Source organism: Lagierella massiliensis, from assembly GCF_001407835.1.
In the GTDB taxonomy this organism is placed as follows: Bacteria; Bacillota; Clostridia; order Tissierellales; family Peptoniphilaceae; genus Mediannikoviicoccus; species Mediannikoviicoccus massiliensis.
Map to the genome: position 1 here is coordinate 373,453 of NZ_CYUO01000004.1, position 15,222 is coordinate 388,674.

The following is a 15,222-nucleotide window of genomic DNA, read 5'->3' on the forward strand; positions in this document are numbered from 1 at the left end:
CAGGTCAAAACTTGGAAGCTTTTATTATGCTCTATTATTTTTATTATAAAATGGATAAGTATGGGTATCTATTTGATAACGAAGAAGCTATTAAAGATTTCAAAAGAGTCTTTTATAATAGACCTTTTTTAATCTATCAAATGGCACATAGAGTAAGAGCTTTTAGTTTGCGAAGAGGAAAAAAAATGCATTTTATGAAAAATGCATGGATTTGGAGAGAAGAGTCTATCTATGACTATATAAACTCAGGTATCTATTATAACTGTCCAGTTATTATGTTGACATGGAATAATAAAAACGAAAAGGTTAAGAATAAGTGGTGGTTAATAGTTGGTATTAAGAGAGATAAACAGAAAATATTTGTAAAATTGTTCAATGGGGAAAACTTTTTTGAAATTGATTTTTCACGTTGGATAAAGAGTAAATCTCTATACAAGGGATTGGCATATTTTCGTTAGGAGGACATAATGGATTATAAAAAAATATATAGAGATTGGTTAAATGGAAATGAATTTGATGATGAAACTAAAAAAGAACTGGCAGCTATATCTTCAGATGAAGAGGAGATAAAGGACAGGTTCTATCAAAGTTTGCAATTTGGTACTGCTGGACTAAGGGGAAAGCTTGGTGCAGGAACCAATAGAATGAATAAGTACATGGTTGAGAAGGCAACTCAAGGCTTTGCAACAACTATAATTGAAAAAGGAAACGACATAAAGGGAGAAGGTATTGCCATAGCGTATGACGTAAGACATTTTTCAAAAGAATTTGCAAGGGTTACAGCAGAAGTTTTTGCTGGAAATGGCATAAAGGTATATCTTTCAGACGATATTAGACCGACACCACTTTTATCCTATGCGGTCAGAAATTTTAAATGTGCTGGCGGTGTAATGGTAACTGCAAGTCACAATCCAAAGGAGTACAACGGATATAAAGCCTATGGACCAGAGGGGTCACAAATTCTTGAAGATATGGCGAGTGCTATCGAAGAAAATATTGGAAAGATTGAAAGCTTTTCAGAAATAAAGAAAATGCCTCTTGAAGAGGGAGTTGAAAAGGGACTAATCGAGACATTCTCTACAGAACTTGATGAAAAATATTTAAAAGATGTACTATCTCTTACAATAAATGAAGATATAGACAAAGATATAAAAATTGTTTACACTCCATTAAATGGAACTGGAAATAAATATGTTAGAGAAGTTTTAAAGAGAAGAGGCTTTAAGAACATTATTGTAGTTGAAGAACAAGAAAATCCAGATCCAGATTTTACAACTGTGGGGTATCCAAATCCTGAAGATCCAAAGGCATTTAAATATGCCATAGACCTTGGTAAAAAAGTATCTGCTGAAGTGTTAATAGGTACAGACCCAGATTCAGATAGAGCAGCCATAGAAGTGAGAGATAAAAATGGAAACTATGTATTTCTAAATGGAAATAAAATAGGGGCTCTTATGATTAATTACATCTTGAGTCAAAGGGATGAAAAGAAAAATCTTCCTTCAAACTCAGTTATAGTTAAAAGTATTGTAACAGGTGACCTTGGCAAGGCGATTGCAAATAAATATGGCGTTGAAACTATAGAAACTCTTACGGGATTTAAAAATATATGTGCAGTGGCCAATGAATCTGAAATTACAGGAGAAAAAGAATTTATATACGGGTTTGAAGAGAGTATTGGATATAACTATGGCACTTTTGTAAGGGATAAGGACGCAGTTAGTTCAGCGATGATAATTTCTGAAATGGCAGCATTTTACAAAAAAGAAGGCAAGTCGCTATTAGATGTACTTGAAGACCTAAGAGAAGAATATGGTTGTTATGATGAAAGACTTATCTCCATTGTTCTTGAAGGACTTGAAGGTCAAGAGAGAATAGCTCGTATTATGAAGGAATTTAGAGAAAATCCTATTACGGAAATAAAGGGAATGAAACTCGAAAAGACAATTGATTACTTGAATGATGAAACTGGAATTCCTAAGTCAAATGTTTTGAAATATTATTTTGATGACGGTTCATGGTATGCACTTAGACCTTCAGGTACTGAACCAAAAATAAAAATATATATTTACTCCAAGAGCGAAGACGAAAAAGATTCTAAAAAGAAATTGGATTTAATTGAAAAGAGCACTACTGAAAAAATAAATAAAGTTTCATAGACAAAGAGAGAAGCGAGTCTTCTCTTTTTTTATGTCCTTTTGATATAATAGTTATAAATATATTTAAGGAGGACGAACTTGAACATATTAGAAAAGAGAATTCTTGAAGAAGGAAGAGTCCTTCCAGGAAATGTACTTAAAGTTGACAGTTTTGTAAATCATAAAATAGATCCTGCATTTTTTATGAAGATTGCAGAAGAGTTTAAAAGTCGTTTTTCAGATTTAAAAATTGATAAAATACTCACTGTTGAAGTGTCTGGCATTGCAATTGCATTTGCGGTTGGACTTTTAATGGATAAAGAAATTATATTTGCAAAGAAAAGCGTTTCTAAAACTCTTGGAGATGATGTGTACAAGAGCTCCGTATATAGTTACACAAAGGGAGTAACCTATGACATAATGGTTTCTAAAAATTATCTTAAAAAAGGTGACAAAGTTTTAGTAATAGATGATTTTTTAGCAAATGGGAAAGCCTTGGAAGGTATTTACGATATTTTGGAACAAGCTGGTGCACAGGTAGAGGCAACGGGAATACTAATCGAAAAGGGATTTCAAAATGGAGGCAATAGACTTAGAGAAAAGGGATATAAGATAGAGTCTCTTGCTACAATAAAATCTCTTGAAAATGGTAAGGTGGAATTTGAAAATTCTTTAGATTTCTAACAAATGTTACAAAATATCTAAATTATAGGAAAATTTAAGTTTTTCGTGTAAAATATTAGTACTGAGTATATTAGGAGAAGATATGAATTTTATTATTGAATTACTTGAAAAGTTTTTCTCAATTCAATTGACTGCCAATATGAAGTTATATGATCTTTTGGCAATGATATTCAAATACGCTTTTGTGATAATTATTTATTCCTTCATCTTTAACATAATAAAGATGATTTACTTGGACATTAAGGGAATTAATAATTTAAATACACCAGCGGATAGCTATTTGAAACTTATCAATAGAAAAGAGAGATTACCTTTCAAAATACAGGAACATTATTTTATAAAGAACAGTACTACAATAGGTAGAGCAGACAACAACGATATTGTTTTGGGAGATAGATTTATTTCTAAAAATCACGCCAGAATTTTTAAACAAAGAGGACAATTCTACTTAGAAGATTTGGGATCTGCAAACGGATCCTATGTAAACGGACAAAAGGTTTCAAATGTAGTTTTACTTAAGGATAAGGACTTGGTTGACTTTGGTCAAGTTGAGTTCCTATTTGTAGATGGTGATGACAGTGATGAAAAATAAGAAAGCACTTAAGAAAAGAGAAGGTGGTTTTTTTAAAAAGATATTTAGTAGAGATTTTAATTTTTCGAAGACTACTGTGAAGAATCCACTAAATCTTTTGTTATTGTTTCAGCTACTTACCATAGGACTTATATCTGTATCTGCAGGAGAAGATTTTAATGCAAAAAACTCAATTCTCTTCATTTCTTTTATTATTGGAGTGAATGTTGCAAATAGGCTGGTTGTAAAAGTGACTGGTGGAGACAACTATCTTCTGTTGGTGGCTTCAATGCTATTTAGTATTGGAGTTGTAATGATATTTAGATTAAATCCATATGAGGGCACAAGACAGATTTTTTGGTATTTAATAGGAGTTTCAATGTTTTATGTAACCTATTTTATACTTAAATCATTTAAAGGTTGGGAGAACCTAACACTTCTTTACTTAGCTGGATGCTTATTTATGTTTATATTGACCATGGCATTTGGATTTGAAAAATACGGTGCAAAAAACTGGGTTGATATTAAAGGAATAGTTTTTCAACCTTCAGAGCTTACAAAGATAATATTTATTTTCTTTATAGCTTCCTTTGAAACAAATGAAAATCTATTAAGGGATAAGCGTACATCTAAGTATCATTTTTTAATTGAAAAGAAAAAACCTCTAACTCTTATGGTAGTTGCGTATTTATTAATAGGACTATTCTTCTTGCAAAAAGATTTAGGTTCTGCAGTTATATTCTTTATAGTGTACATTATCTTTATGTATATCTTTGATTATAACAAATACTTTTTAGCTATGAATATGGTCCTTGCGATCGTCGGAAGTATCATGGCATATTTTATGTTTTCACATATAAGAGTCAGATTTGACATATGGCTTGACCCATGGAAATCTGTTCAAGACAAGGGATACCAAATAGTACAATCCCTCTTTGCGTTGGCGTCAGGAGGTTTTTTTGGAGCGGGGTTAAGACTTGGACGTCCTGATCTTATACCTGTTGCAAGCTCTGACTTTATATTTCCTGCTATTGTTGAAGAGATGGGTGTTTTTACTGGAATGGGAATAATAATGCTATTTATGATACTCGTATACAGAGGCTTTAAGATAGCTATGGAACAAAGAAATTTATTTTTTAAATATGTAGCTTTGGGAATTTCAATAATTTTTGCATTTCAAGCGGTGTTTATGATAGGTGGAGTTTTAAAACTAATTCCAATGACAGGTATCACAATACCATTTGTAAGTTATGGAGGAAGTTCCATGGTGACTTCTTTTATTTGTCTTGGAATATTACAATATTGTTCTTCAGATATAAAAGATAAGATGGTGGAAGAATGGAAAGAATAAATAAAAAAATAATAGTGGTTTTAACTCTATTTTTAGCAATGTTTTTAGCGCTTGTTTTGTACATGACCTACTTTCAAATTGCAAAGGCAAAGGACATTGCAACAGGAGAGTACGCTCAATATAACAGAAGACATTGGGTTGATGAAAATAAGGTTAAGAGAGGTACCATATATGATTCTGATGGCAATGTACTTGTTGAAACTCAAACTGACAGCAATAACAATAACTTCAGAAAGTTTATGTATGGTTCAATATACTCCCCGATTACAGGATTTAATTCAAAGAACTATGGCACATCAGGTCTTGAAAAATCATATGCAAAAACTTTGTTAAATATAAAGGAGAGCACACCACTATCCGACTTGAAAAAGTTGGTGGAAAACCAAAAAGATGGAAATAATTTGATACTTACAACAAACTCAGATTTGCAAAGCTATACGATGAAATTGTTGAAGGATCATAAGGGGTCTATTGTAGCTATGAATCCAAAAACGGGAGCAATTTATGCGATGGCGTCATTTCCTACCTTTGATCCAAATACGATTACTGCAGACTGGGAAGATATAATTAATAACGAAAAGGATGCCCGTTTACTCAATAGAGCTACTCAGGGGCTATACACTCCTGGTTCAATATTCAAGGTGGTAACAGCTACGGGTATTCTTGAAAATACAGATAAATTTGAAAGTTTAGAGATAGAAGACGAAGGATCCATTAAAATTGGAGGATATAAAGTCAGCAATATAAATGGAATGGTTAATGGAAAAACAGATTTAGAAAAGGCACTCGTAAAATCATCTAATGTATACTTCAGTAAACTTGGTTCAGAACTTGGAGGTAATATACTTCAAGATGTATGTAGCAGATATTATATTGGAGAAAAAATCCAATTTGATTTACCTACAAGTAAATCTGTTAATGGATACTATGATGGAATAGACGATGCAAATATTGCAACCACATCCTTTGGGCAAGGAAACACATTAGTTACACCACTTAACATGGCAATGGTTATGTCTGCCATAGCGAATAACGGCGTTATGATGAAACCTTATATAGTAGATAAAGTTACAAATCCAGAAGGACAAGTTGAGTTTAAGAAAAATCCTGAAATTTTATCAAATGTTACAACTCCAGAAATTGCAAACGAGATTCTTAAAGATATGGTTTCAGTAGTGAGAAACGGTTCTGAAGCAAGCTTAAGATCTGTTACAATTGCAGGTAAGTCTGGTACTGCTGAAATAAAAGATAAGAAGTCCACAAACGCGTGGTTTATAGCAACAGCTCCGGCGAAAAATCCTACAATAGCCGTTGCGGTTGTCCTTGAAGATAGTGGTACAGGCGGAGATGAATCCGCTGGACCTATAGCAAGGGAAACTATAAGAAAGGCACTTAACTTAGGACTTGGAGAATAAAAAAAGCAAGGTTATGTTTTGACCTTGCTTTTAAAATGCATAAATACTATATAAATTTATCTTTGATATTTAACCAATACCAGTTGTTATTAAATTGTAATTTGTTAATCCATTTATCTGAAGTTTTTATTTTTATACTATCAAAGTTATCACATACAATATTTAGCCCATCGTTTATGACCAGTGTGGGAGATTTATCTTCAGAACGCCTTTTTATGGTTAGAGTTGAATCACTTGGTATAACCAGTGGGTTCAAAAGCGATCTATAAGCTTTAGAATTTATTGGAGCAAGTGGAGTGAGTTGATAGCCCTTCAAAGATCTGTATAGCACTGCGCCACCTGCCGAGTAGTTATAGGCTGTTGAGCCAGACGGGGTGGACACTAAAAGTGCATCCCCTGCAAAGGTCTGTAGGTGATTGTCATCAATAAACACATCTAAATGGATTATGGAAGTGTCTTGTGATCGAATTACAAATTCGTTTAGTGAGTGATGAATGTATTGCTTATGTTCCTTTGAAAAGACTCTTCCTTCCAAAAGATCAAGTTTTTCAATATCATAATCACCAGTGTCGAAGTTTTTGATAAACTTATCTATTTCAAGAATGGATATCTCTTGAAAAAAACCAAGAGTCCCAGTGTTCACACCTACAAATGGTGTGCTACTAAAACCAGTTTTATGAACAGCTCTTAAAAAAGTTCCGTCACCACCAATACAAATATTAAGCACTGCGTTTTCATCTAAGCTATAAGTTGGAGCGTATCCAAGTGCTTCGAATTTATGTTTTAACTCTTCTGCAATAGCAAGAGATTGTTCTTTTTCGTTAGTCATGATATTTATTATTTTTTTTTCGCTCAAAGGTAACACCTCCTTTTAATAAAATTATAACAGAAATTTAAAAATTATGTTTAAAATGATTTCAGTGGGTATATATATTAAAGAGTAGGTTAGAAATTTAATAAAAACATAATGGGTATTTGAAATTCTACCTTTAATTTTATATAATAAAGGTAGCCTTAGTGACAAGTCCTGTTATATAAACCTACACTAATTATAAGGGATGATGGAAGTTCTTACTTTGATGGAAAGCCCCTTTGAGGGGACTTCAGAGATTTAAGACAGTCAACCCACCTTCACATACTGAAGGTTGTTAATTTGCAGGAGTCGCTGAGGTTTTTTATACTTAAATTTTTGGGAGGTATAACATGAGTATATTAGATTACATTGATGACAAGAGAAAACAAAAAGAAAGAGAAATCAGAACAGAACTAAGATTAAAACAATTAGAAGATGGTCTTAAATCAGTTTCAACTGTAGCAGCTGGAGCATTAGCTGGACTTGCTGTGGGAGTATTATTTGCTCCAAAATCAGGAAAGGAAACAAGAAAAGATATCGCTGATTATACAAGAGATACAAAAGATGCATTAGCAGAAGAAATTGTAAATGCAAAGGATGCTATCGCTAACAAGACTCAAGAATTAAGTGATGATGTTAAAGATAAATATGATGAAATGAGAAATAAAGGATACACTGAACTTGAAAAAGTAGCAGGAGAAGTATCTGACAAGGCTCAAAACTTTGCTGATAAAACTGCTGATAAAGCTGAAGAAATTGGAAAAGATGTTGCTGATAAGGCAGAAGAAGCTGGTGAAAAAGTTGCAAAGAAGACTGAAGAAGCTTCTAAAGAAATAAAACATGACACTAAAAAAGCGGGAGAAAAAGTATCAGAAGCTGCTGATAAAGTAGAAAAAGACGCTAAAAACAAAAAATAGTCTAAGTAATTAGAAAGGATATAGATAATGGATTTAACACAATATTTTCTAATTTTAGTTTATATTTGCTTAGCGGCGTTTCTTATAGCTTTAACGGTATTTGTATTTAAATTGGTTGGAACAATCAAAGAATTAAATAGTACAATTGAAAGAAACCGTAATGATATTGACGCCTCTTTGCGTAGTGTGAGAGAAACCACAGAAAATGTTTCGCAAATTACAAGGAAATCTGACAGATTGATTGAAGACATTTCTCCAGATGTTAGAAATATTACTAACTCTGTAGCAAATGTATCATCTAATGTAGACGGAGTTGTTTCAGATGTTACCCATACCGTTGAATTTGTTTCAGAATCTGTAGTAGATGGAGTTGATAATATTAGGAATAAATTTACATCACCATCAAGAAGCATTAAGTCAGCATTTTTCGATGCCTTAAATTCTGTAGTTTCAATTTTTAAAAGATAACATAAAGAAGGAGGGCTTTGCTCTCCTTTTATTTTTGATATAGTTATTGATAAAATCTCAATTATTTGATAATATTCTATTGGTGAGAGTAGTGCAAAAAGTAAAAATAATATATAATCCCACTTCAGGACATCAGCTATCAAAAACATCAGCACATAATTTGGCTATGCAATTATTGGATTTAGACTATATGGTTAAGTTGTCATCTACAACATATAATTGCAGTGCATATGAAGAGACTATAAGTGCAGACAAAGATGGTTTTGATGTAATAATTGCCTGTGGTGGAGATGGTACAGTAAACGAAGTTGTGAATGCAATGGCGGAGTCAAAAAGCTCAATGAAGTTAGGAATTTATCCTACAGGTACTGTAAACGATTTCGCTACATATCTTGGTTTAAATGGATTTACAAGAGACTTAGTTAGACTTATAAAAAATGATTTTTATATTCCAGTAGATTTGGGAAAGGCAAATGATAAATATTTCGTAAATGTTGCAGCAGGAGGTAAAATTGCAAGTATTGCCCATGAAACTGATAAGGCATTAAAAACTGTTTTTGGGAAACTTGCGTACTATGCAGAAGGAGCTAAAGCTGTTCCAGATGCTTTATCTTCAGGTTTTAAGATGATATACACGGTAGATGGAGAAAAGTACGAGGACAATGCACTTGTGTTTTTAGTTTCCAACTCTTCATCTATTGGAGGGTTTTCGAAAATAGCACCAAAAGCTTTGGTTACTGACGGATATTTAGATGTGGTTATTATAAAAGATACAGGTAATGTTAGAGACGCTGCATCAATATTTTTTAAAATATTTTCTGGGGAGCATGTAGAGGATGACAGAGTTGTATATTTTCATGCTAAAGATATACATGTAGAGTCTGATCAACCAGTTGAACTGGATATTGATGGAGAAGGCTTTGGGAAAACCCCTGTTGATATTAAAGTTGCAGATTATAAACTAAAAGTTTTTACAAATATAAAGGAGTGAAGAAATTGTCATCACCTACAATAAAAGATGTGGCAAAACTGGCAGGAGTTTCTATCTCTACAGTTTCAAGGGTAATGAATGACTCTAAACCCGTAAGCCCAGAATCAAGAAGAAAAGTCCTTGATGCAATTGAAAAACTGGATTTTAAACCAAATGAATTGGCGAGGTCTCTTGTTATGAGGAGATCGAATCTAATTGGGGTTGTAGTAAAGGACATAGCTATTTCATATATGACTGAAATGGTTAGAGGGATTGAAGAAGTTGGTAGAATGTATAACTATGACATTCTTCTATCCAGTTTTTATGGCGATTTAGATTTGGCAAAGAAGATAATTAATTTCATGTTTACTAAACAAGTGGAAGGTATAATATTGGTTTCCGAAGATGCCAATCCAGAGCTTATATATATGCTCAATAGTCATAGAGCACCATATATGCACTTGGATAAATTTTATGACACTGACGACACATATTCAGTGAATGTAGACTATATTAAGGCTTCTGAAGATATGACTGAATTTTTAGTCGAAGAGGGACATGAAAATATTTTATTCATTAAAGAATTTAGCAATGCTAAGATTGGGCTTGAAAAGTTAAAAGGTTATAATGAAGTTGTAAAGAAAAATAATTTGAAGTCTTTTGAAACTTCTGTAGAAGGAGTAACAGAGAGAGATGGCTATAAATATGGGGAAGAAATTTGGAACGTAATTGAAAAAGATGGAATAACAGCTTGTTTCTTCTCTGAAGATGAACTTGCAATAGGATTTTTAAACTATTGCTATGACAATAATAAAAAAGTTCCAGAAGATATTTCCGTAGTCGGATTTGGCGATATAAAAACAGCTTCTTTATATAGACCAAGACTTACAACTGTAAGAGAACCTTATTATGACTACGGTGCTGTTGCAGTAAGAAAGATTATTAAGAGTATCAAGGACAAGGAAGATATGGATAAGGTTACAATTCTTCCAAGTAGTTTGATTGTAAGGGAAACTGTAAAAAATTTAAAATAGTAATTGTTGATAATTTATAAGTCAAGTGATAGACTAATTGTAAGGATAAATTTTAGGAGGAAAATATGGTAGAAAAAACCTTAGTCGTAAAAAATGAAACAGGTTTACACGCAAGACCTGCAGCATCATTAGTTCAATTTGTTAAAAATTTTGAAGGCACTGTAGAGCTTATAAAAGATGGCAAAACTGCAAATGCTAAGAGTATTTTCAATGTAATGGCTTTAGGTGTTTCAAAGGGATCTGAAATAACAGTAAGAATTTCTGGAGAAAACGAACAAGAAAACTTAGACAAGCTTGTTGAGTTTATAGAAAACTTAGCAGAGTAAGAGTACATTTATAAAAATATATTTAAAGGATGTTTATCATCCTTTATTTTTTTACTCGACATACAAATAAAGTTAACAAAAATCAAATGTCAAGCACAATAGAGGTGGAATATGACTGATATATTAAAGGGAATAGTTGCTGCAGAAGGTATTGCAGTAGGGAGAGCTTATCTATTCATTAAAGAGAAACTTGAAGTAAACAACAAAAAGATAGACAAAGAAAATATACCAGAAGAGAAAAATAAATTTATAGATGCATTAAAGGAATATAGGGACTATCTAACTAATTTGGAAGCCGATACTGACGCTCAAAAAAATGTTGTTGAAGCACATATAGGCATGCTTGACGATCCCTATCTACTGGAAACAGTGAATAATAAGATCGAAGAAGGAGACAACGTTGAAAGTTCTCTTGTAAATTCTATTTCAGAGATGGTTTCAACGATTGAAGGATTAGATGATCCATATTTAAAAGAGAGAGCTATAGATTATAAAGATATCGGAGAAAGGCTTCTATATATAATTAAAGGAGTGAAACCACAAAGACTATTCCCACTACCAGAGAATAGTATCATTGTAGCAGAAGAACTTACCCCAACAGATACATCGGTTATGGACAGAGATAATGTTATAGGATTTTGTATGAACCTCGGTGGAAAGACAGCTCATACTTCCATAATCGCTCAGACACTTGATATACCTGCACTTGTTGGAATGAAAAATGTTACAGAAGTAGTTAAAGATGGTGACTTAATTATAATAGATAACAACAAGGGCAAGCTTATTGTAAATCCTGATGAGGGTACAGTTGAAGAGTATAAAAAAATTGTAAATGAGTTAAAAGAAGAAAAAGAAAGGCTTGAAAAATATAAAAACGAAGACTCCATTACACCAGACGGAAAAAAAGTAGAAGTTGCAGTTAATATTGGAAACCTTGAAGATTTAAAAGATGGAATTGAAAAAGGTGCAAAGTCCGTTGGACTTTTTAGAACAGAATTTCTATACATGGGTAACACTCACTTTCCAAAAGAAGAAGAACAATTCAAAGTATATAAAAGAGCCTGTGAACTATTAGAGGGAAATACTTTAATTATAAGAACACTTGACATAGGTGGAGACAAGTCTCTTTCATACTTTGAATTTCCAAAAGAGGATAATCCTTTCTTAGGTTGGAGGGCACTTCGTATCTGTTTTGATATGTGTGACGTTTTTGAAACTCAGCTTAGAGCAATCCTAAGAGCGTCAAAATTTGGAAATGTAAAAATACTTCTTCCAATGGTAATTTCTGTTGATGAAATCATTAGGTTCAATAATATTCTTGAAAAAGTAAAAAATGATTTAAGAGAAAGAAAAGAAGAGTTCAATGAAGAAATTGAAGTTGGTATTATGGTGGAAACACCTGCTTCAAGCATAATTGCAGATGAATTAATAAAATATGTAGACTTTTTCAGCATTGGAACTAACGATTTAACACAATATGTACTTGCGGTTGACAGAGGAAATGAAAAAATTTCAAATCTCTATTCAACATATAACAAAGCAGTACTACGAATGATAAAAAGAGTTATAGATATATCTCACGAACATGGAAAGTGGACTGGAATGTGCGGAGGCTTTGCAGGAGATGCAAAAGCAACCAAGATGTTACTTGGTATGGGTCTTGACGAATACTCAGTACCTGCACCAAGAGTTGCAAAGATAAAGGATATTATTAGAAACACATCCATAGAAGAAAGTGAAAACTTTGCAAAAGAGATATTGTCTTTGAGCACTACCAAAGAAATTGAAGAAAGAATTAAAAAAGAATTTAATATATGATGAGTCGGCTTGCATGTGCAGGCCGATTTTAATTATAAGAATATAATAAATAAACTTTAATAACATACTAATTTGTGTTATAATGGGATAAAATAACATTATAAATGAAAACCTGATTTACATTAAATAAAAGAGCTTACAAAAATTAATATAAAATGATTAATATAAGAAAATAGTGGTATATAATACCTAAACAGGTATTAAAATTAGTATACATACTAATATAGATTAAGGTAAATAGGGTTTTCAAATACAAATTAGAAAAGAAGGGATAATGATGTTAAAAAAATTTGCGGCTAAACAATTAATTTCTTATGTCAACTCAGATCCAGAGGAAAGCATACCTAAAATAATACAAAATGCAGAACGTTTCCTTCCAAATGTTGAGAAAGATGCAAAATATCAAAAGATTAAAGAGTTTGCATTAGATAAAGATTCGAACTGGTATAAACTAATTGAATCTCTTTGGACCGATATTGATGAAGAGGTTAGAAAAACACTTATTGAAAACTTTTTCATAAATGGTTATTTGGAGTGGGCTGACAGAAGACCTAAGCTAATGAAAAAATATGGATGTAGTATTCCATGGACCATATTGATGGACCCAACAAGCGGTTGTAACTTAAAATGTATTGGATGTTGGGCAAGTGAATATGGAAATAGACTAAATTTGGAATATGAAACTTTAAATTCAATAGTTGAACAGGGGAAGGACCTGGGAATTTATGTATATCTGTTCTCAGGCGGAGAACCAATGGTGGCAAAGGAAAAAATTTTAAGACTTTGTGAAGAACATCCTGATTGTATTTTTATCTCCTTTACAAATGGAACTTTGATTGACGAAGATTTTGCAAAGGAAATATTAAGGGTTAAAAACTTTATTCCTACAATTTCGGTTGAGGGTTTTGAAGAGGCAACTGACTCAAGAAGAGGTAAAGGTGTTTTTGAAAAAATAGAAAATGCAATGGATATTCTAAAGAAATATAAATTACCTTTTGGGGCATCATGTTGTTACACAAAGACAAATGTTGACTCTTTAAGCAGTGAAGAATATTTTGACTGGCTTGTTGAAAAGGGAGCTAAGTTTGCATGGTTCTTTACATTTATGCCTATAGGTGTAAATTCAACACCTGAACTTATGGTAACTCCTGAACAAAGAGAAAAGATGTATCATAAGATAAGGGAATATAGAAAGACAAAACCTATCTTCACAATAGACTTTTGGAATGATGGAGAGTTTGTAAATGGATGTATTGCAGGTGGAAAATATTATCTTCATATAAATGCAAATGGAGATGTTGAACCTTGTGCATTTGTTCACTACTCAAATATGAATATAAAAGAACACAGTTTAATAGAATGTCTTCAATCAGACTTGTTTATGCAGTACCAAAAAGGTCAACCTTTCAACGACAATCTTTTAAGACCTTGTCCATTACTTGATAACCCAGGTAAACTTTCTGGTATGGTGCATGAATCAAATGCAAAATCAACAGATATGGAAGCACCAGAAGATGTTGATGAATTGAGTAAAAAAACTTTGGAAGCTGCAAAAGCATGGGCACCTACAGCTGATAGGTTGTGGAATGAAAGTCATGGAAAATGTGTGGAAGAAGTTAAAACAAAATAATATTAAGAAAATTTTTAAAGGTCGGTATTCCGGCCTTTTTATTTTAAATACCTCTATAATATGTTAATATTAAGTTGTATTTCCTTATTATGTAGGGGGTTAGGAAATGAAAGAAGAGAATTTAATAAAAATTTTAAAAGAATATAGTATAGACGACATAAAAAGTATTAAAGACTTGGGATTTAATCAATACGAAATTGAGTTGCAATCTAAAAATCCTATCATAATAAAATTTTTTCCACCTGAAGAAAAAGAGTTTATTGATGAAAGAGTTAAAAAGATAAAAAAATTATATGACAGTGAAGAGCTTACTCCAAATTATATATTTGGAGAGCTTTCAGATGAAGAAATCTTTTTACTATGGGAAAAGGGAAAGGCTTTGGAAAATAAAAATTTTGAATTTGGAGAAAAGTTAGGTAAGTTTTTAAAAAAATATCATAGTGAATTTCAATCAAACTCAGATGACTGGAAGAGAGATTTTAATCATAAGATAGTTTTATTTTTACACAATTATTATATGTCTAAGCATAATGGCTCTAAGGACTACATCATCTTAGATTATTTAACTGAGAATAAATATCTGATTTCAGATAGAACTCCAAGTTTGCTCTTGGGTATAGAAAATATATTAAATATCAACGTTGATGAAGAAGGTAGACTTTCAAATATAGATTTAAGCAATGGAATGTTGGCTGATCCATATTTTGAGTTCAAAAATTTAAATTTCTTAAAAGATGATGACTTAGATTTCGTAAAAGGTATTGTGAATGGATATTTTGAAAATAGTTCAACAATTTTATTTTTTAAAACAATTGCCTTATACACTATAATGGAATATCTTTATGAAGAGTTTGAAGATTATAAGAATGTAAATCATCAAGCTATAAATGAAAAGATAGATAAGATTTTAGAAATATATAGTGATTTTACAGATATCTATCCAAATTGGTTTAAAAATTAAATACTCTAAAGGCAAGGGAATCCTTGCTTTTTTTATTTTTAATTGGGTATATATAGTTTGTTAGATTAATACTATGATTATTTTAC

The 15,222-nt window shown here is 32.0% G+C and carries 15 protein-coding genes; 14 read left to right on the forward strand and 1 reads right to left on the reverse strand.

Annotated features, from left to right (window positions below; all coding sequences use genetic code 11):
- Window positions 1-26 precede the first annotated feature (26 nt).
- The 6 genes from BN2746_RS01755 to BN2746_RS01780 all read left to right on the forward strand — a co-directional run bounded on the left by BN2746_RS01755 (window position 27) and on the right by BN2746_RS01780 (window position 6,159).
- Window positions 27-458, forward strand: coding sequence for a hypothetical protein (locus BN2746_RS01755; RefSeq protein ID WP_055078149.1), 432 nt, complete (start codon window positions 27-29; stop codon window positions 456-458).
- A 9-nt stretch (window positions 459-467) separates the two neighbouring features.
- A complete protein-coding gene (locus BN2746_RS01760; protein WP_055078150.1) occupies window positions 468-2,159 on the forward strand; it encodes a phospho-sugar mutase in 1,692 nt (563 codons plus the stop codon).
- A gap of 78 nt (window positions 2,160-2,237) precedes the next feature.
- The gene (locus BN2746_RS01765) at window positions 2,238-2,822 is read left to right on the forward strand and encodes a xanthine phosphoribosyltransferase (RefSeq protein ID WP_055078151.1); all 585 of its coding nucleotides are present in this window, start codon (window positions 2,238-2,240) and stop codon (window positions 2,820-2,822) included.
- Window positions 2,823-2,904: 82 nt separating this feature from the next.
- The gene (locus BN2746_RS01770; RefSeq protein WP_055078152.1) at window positions 2,905-3,414 is read left to right on the forward strand and encodes an FHA domain-containing protein; all 510 of its coding nucleotides are present in this window, start codon (window positions 2,905-2,907) and stop codon (window positions 3,412-3,414) included.
- Window positions 3,404-4,744 carry an FtsW/RodA/SpoVE family cell cycle protein gene (locus BN2746_RS01775; RefSeq protein ID WP_187364065.1) on the forward strand — a complete coding sequence of 447 codons (1,341 nt, stop codon included), beginning with the start codon at window positions 3,404-3,406 and terminating at the stop codon, window positions 4,742-4,744. Before BN2746_RS01770 ends, BN2746_RS01775 begins: the two co-directional genes overlap by 11 nt.
- Window positions 4,732-6,159 (forward strand): peptidoglycan D,D-transpeptidase FtsI family protein, encoded by a 1,428-nt coding sequence (locus tag BN2746_RS01780; RefSeq protein ID WP_055078153.1) that lies wholly within the window; start codon window positions 4,732-4,734, stop codon window positions 6,157-6,159. Before BN2746_RS01775 ends, BN2746_RS01780 begins: the two co-directional genes overlap by 13 nt.
- 46 nt (window positions 6,160-6,205) lie before the next feature.
- Here the strand turns inward: BN2746_RS01780 and BN2746_RS01785 are convergent, their stop codons facing one another.
- Window positions 6,206-6,988, reverse strand: a complete 783-nt coding sequence (locus BN2746_RS01785) for an NAD(+)/NADH kinase (RefSeq protein ID WP_055078471.1) — start codon at window positions 6,986-6,988, stop codon at window positions 6,206-6,208.
- Window positions 6,989-7,362: 374 nt separating this feature from the next.
- Between BN2746_RS01785 and BN2746_RS01790 the strand changes: the two genes are divergently transcribed.
- The 8 genes from BN2746_RS01790 to BN2746_RS01825 all read left to right on the forward strand — a co-directional run bounded on the left by BN2746_RS01790 (window position 7,363) and on the right by BN2746_RS01825 (window position 15,136).
- On the forward strand, window positions 7,363-7,929 hold the full coding sequence (locus BN2746_RS01790) for a YtxH domain-containing protein (RefSeq protein ID WP_055078154.1): 567 nt from the start codon (window positions 7,363-7,365) through the stop codon (window positions 7,927-7,929).
- Between the two features lie 27 nt (window positions 7,930-7,956).
- The gene (locus BN2746_RS01795; RefSeq protein WP_055078155.1) at window positions 7,957-8,397 is read left to right on the forward strand and encodes a hypothetical protein; all 441 of its coding nucleotides are present in this window, start codon (window positions 7,957-7,959) and stop codon (window positions 8,395-8,397) included.
- 91 nt (window positions 8,398-8,488) lie between these two features.
- The gene (locus BN2746_RS01800; protein ID WP_077064917.1) at window positions 8,489-9,388 is read left to right on the forward strand and encodes a diacylglycerol/lipid kinase family protein; all 900 of its coding nucleotides are present in this window, start codon (window positions 8,489-8,491) and stop codon (window positions 9,386-9,388) included.
- Window positions 9,389-9,393: 5 nt separating this feature from the next.
- Window positions 9,394-10,401, forward strand: coding sequence for a LacI family DNA-binding transcriptional regulator (locus tag BN2746_RS01805; protein ID WP_055078157.1), 1,008 nt, complete (start codon window positions 9,394-9,396; stop codon window positions 10,399-10,401).
- 65 nt (window positions 10,402-10,466) lie between these two features.
- Window positions 10,467-10,727, forward strand: a complete 261-nt coding sequence (locus tag BN2746_RS01810; RefSeq protein ID WP_055078158.1) for an HPr family phosphocarrier protein — start codon at window positions 10,467-10,469, stop codon at window positions 10,725-10,727.
- 111 nt (window positions 10,728-10,838) lie between these two features.
- Window positions 10,839-12,545 (forward strand): phosphoenolpyruvate--protein phosphotransferase, encoded by a 1,707-nt coding sequence (gene ptsP, locus BN2746_RS01815; RefSeq protein ID WP_055078159.1) that lies wholly within the window; start codon window positions 10,839-10,841, stop codon window positions 12,543-12,545.
- A gap of 274 nt (window positions 12,546-12,819) precedes the next feature.
- Window positions 12,820-14,175, forward strand: a complete 1,356-nt coding sequence (locus BN2746_RS01820; RefSeq protein ID WP_055078160.1) for a radical SAM protein — start codon at window positions 12,820-12,822, stop codon at window positions 14,173-14,175.
- A 106-nt stretch (window positions 14,176-14,281) separates the two neighbouring features.
- The gene (locus tag BN2746_RS01825) at window positions 14,282-15,136 is read left to right on the forward strand and encodes a hypothetical protein (protein WP_055078161.1); all 855 of its coding nucleotides are present in this window, start codon (window positions 14,282-14,284) and stop codon (window positions 15,134-15,136) included.
- The last annotated feature ends 86 nt before the right edge of the window (window positions 15,137-15,222 follow it).

What these genes read in the sequence shown, in the direction of transcription:
- ptsP (WP_055078159.1), top strand. Translation starts at nt 10,839, where the DNA reads ATGACTGATATATTAAAGGGAATAGTTGCTGCAGAAGGTATTGCAGTA.
- BN2746_RS01820 (WP_055078160.1), top strand. Translation starts at nt 12,820, where the DNA reads ATGATGTTAAAAAAATTTGCGGCTAAACAATTAATTTCTTATGTCAAC.
- BN2746_RS01790 (WP_055078154.1), top strand. Translation starts at nt 7,363, where the DNA reads ATGAGTATATTAGATTACATTGATGACAAGAGAAAACAAAAAGAAAGA.
- BN2746_RS01775 (WP_187364065.1), top strand. Translation starts at nt 3,404, where the DNA reads ATGAAAAATAAGAAAGCACTTAAGAAAAGAGAAGGTGGTTTTTTTAAA.
- BN2746_RS01825 (WP_055078161.1), top strand. Translation starts at nt 14,282, where the DNA reads ATGAAAGAAGAGAATTTAATAAAAATTTTAAAAGAATATAGTATAGAC.
- BN2746_RS01755 (WP_055078149.1), top strand. Translation starts at nt 27, where the DNA reads ATGCTCTATTATTTTTATTATAAAATGGATAAGTATGGGTATCTATTT.
- BN2746_RS01770 (WP_055078152.1), top strand. Translation starts at nt 2,905, where the DNA reads ATGAATTTTATTATTGAATTACTTGAAAAGTTTTTCTCAATTCAATTG.
- BN2746_RS01810 (WP_055078158.1), top strand. Translation starts at nt 10,467, where the DNA reads ATGGTAGAAAAAACCTTAGTCGTAAAAAATGAAACAGGTTTACACGCA.
- BN2746_RS01760 (WP_055078150.1), top strand. Translation starts at nt 468, where the DNA reads ATGGATTATAAAAAAATATATAGAGATTGGTTAAATGGAAATGAATTT.
- BN2746_RS01785 (WP_055078471.1), bottom strand. Translation starts at nt 6,988, where the DNA reads ATGACTAACGAAAAAGAACAATCTCTTGCTATTGCAGAAGAGTTAAAA.
- BN2746_RS01795 (WP_055078155.1), top strand. Translation starts at nt 7,957, where the DNA reads ATGGATTTAACACAATATTTTCTAATTTTAGTTTATATTTGCTTAGCG.
- BN2746_RS01780 (WP_055078153.1), top strand. Translation starts at nt 4,732, where the DNA reads ATGGAAAGAATAAATAAAAAAATAATAGTGGTTTTAACTCTATTTTTA.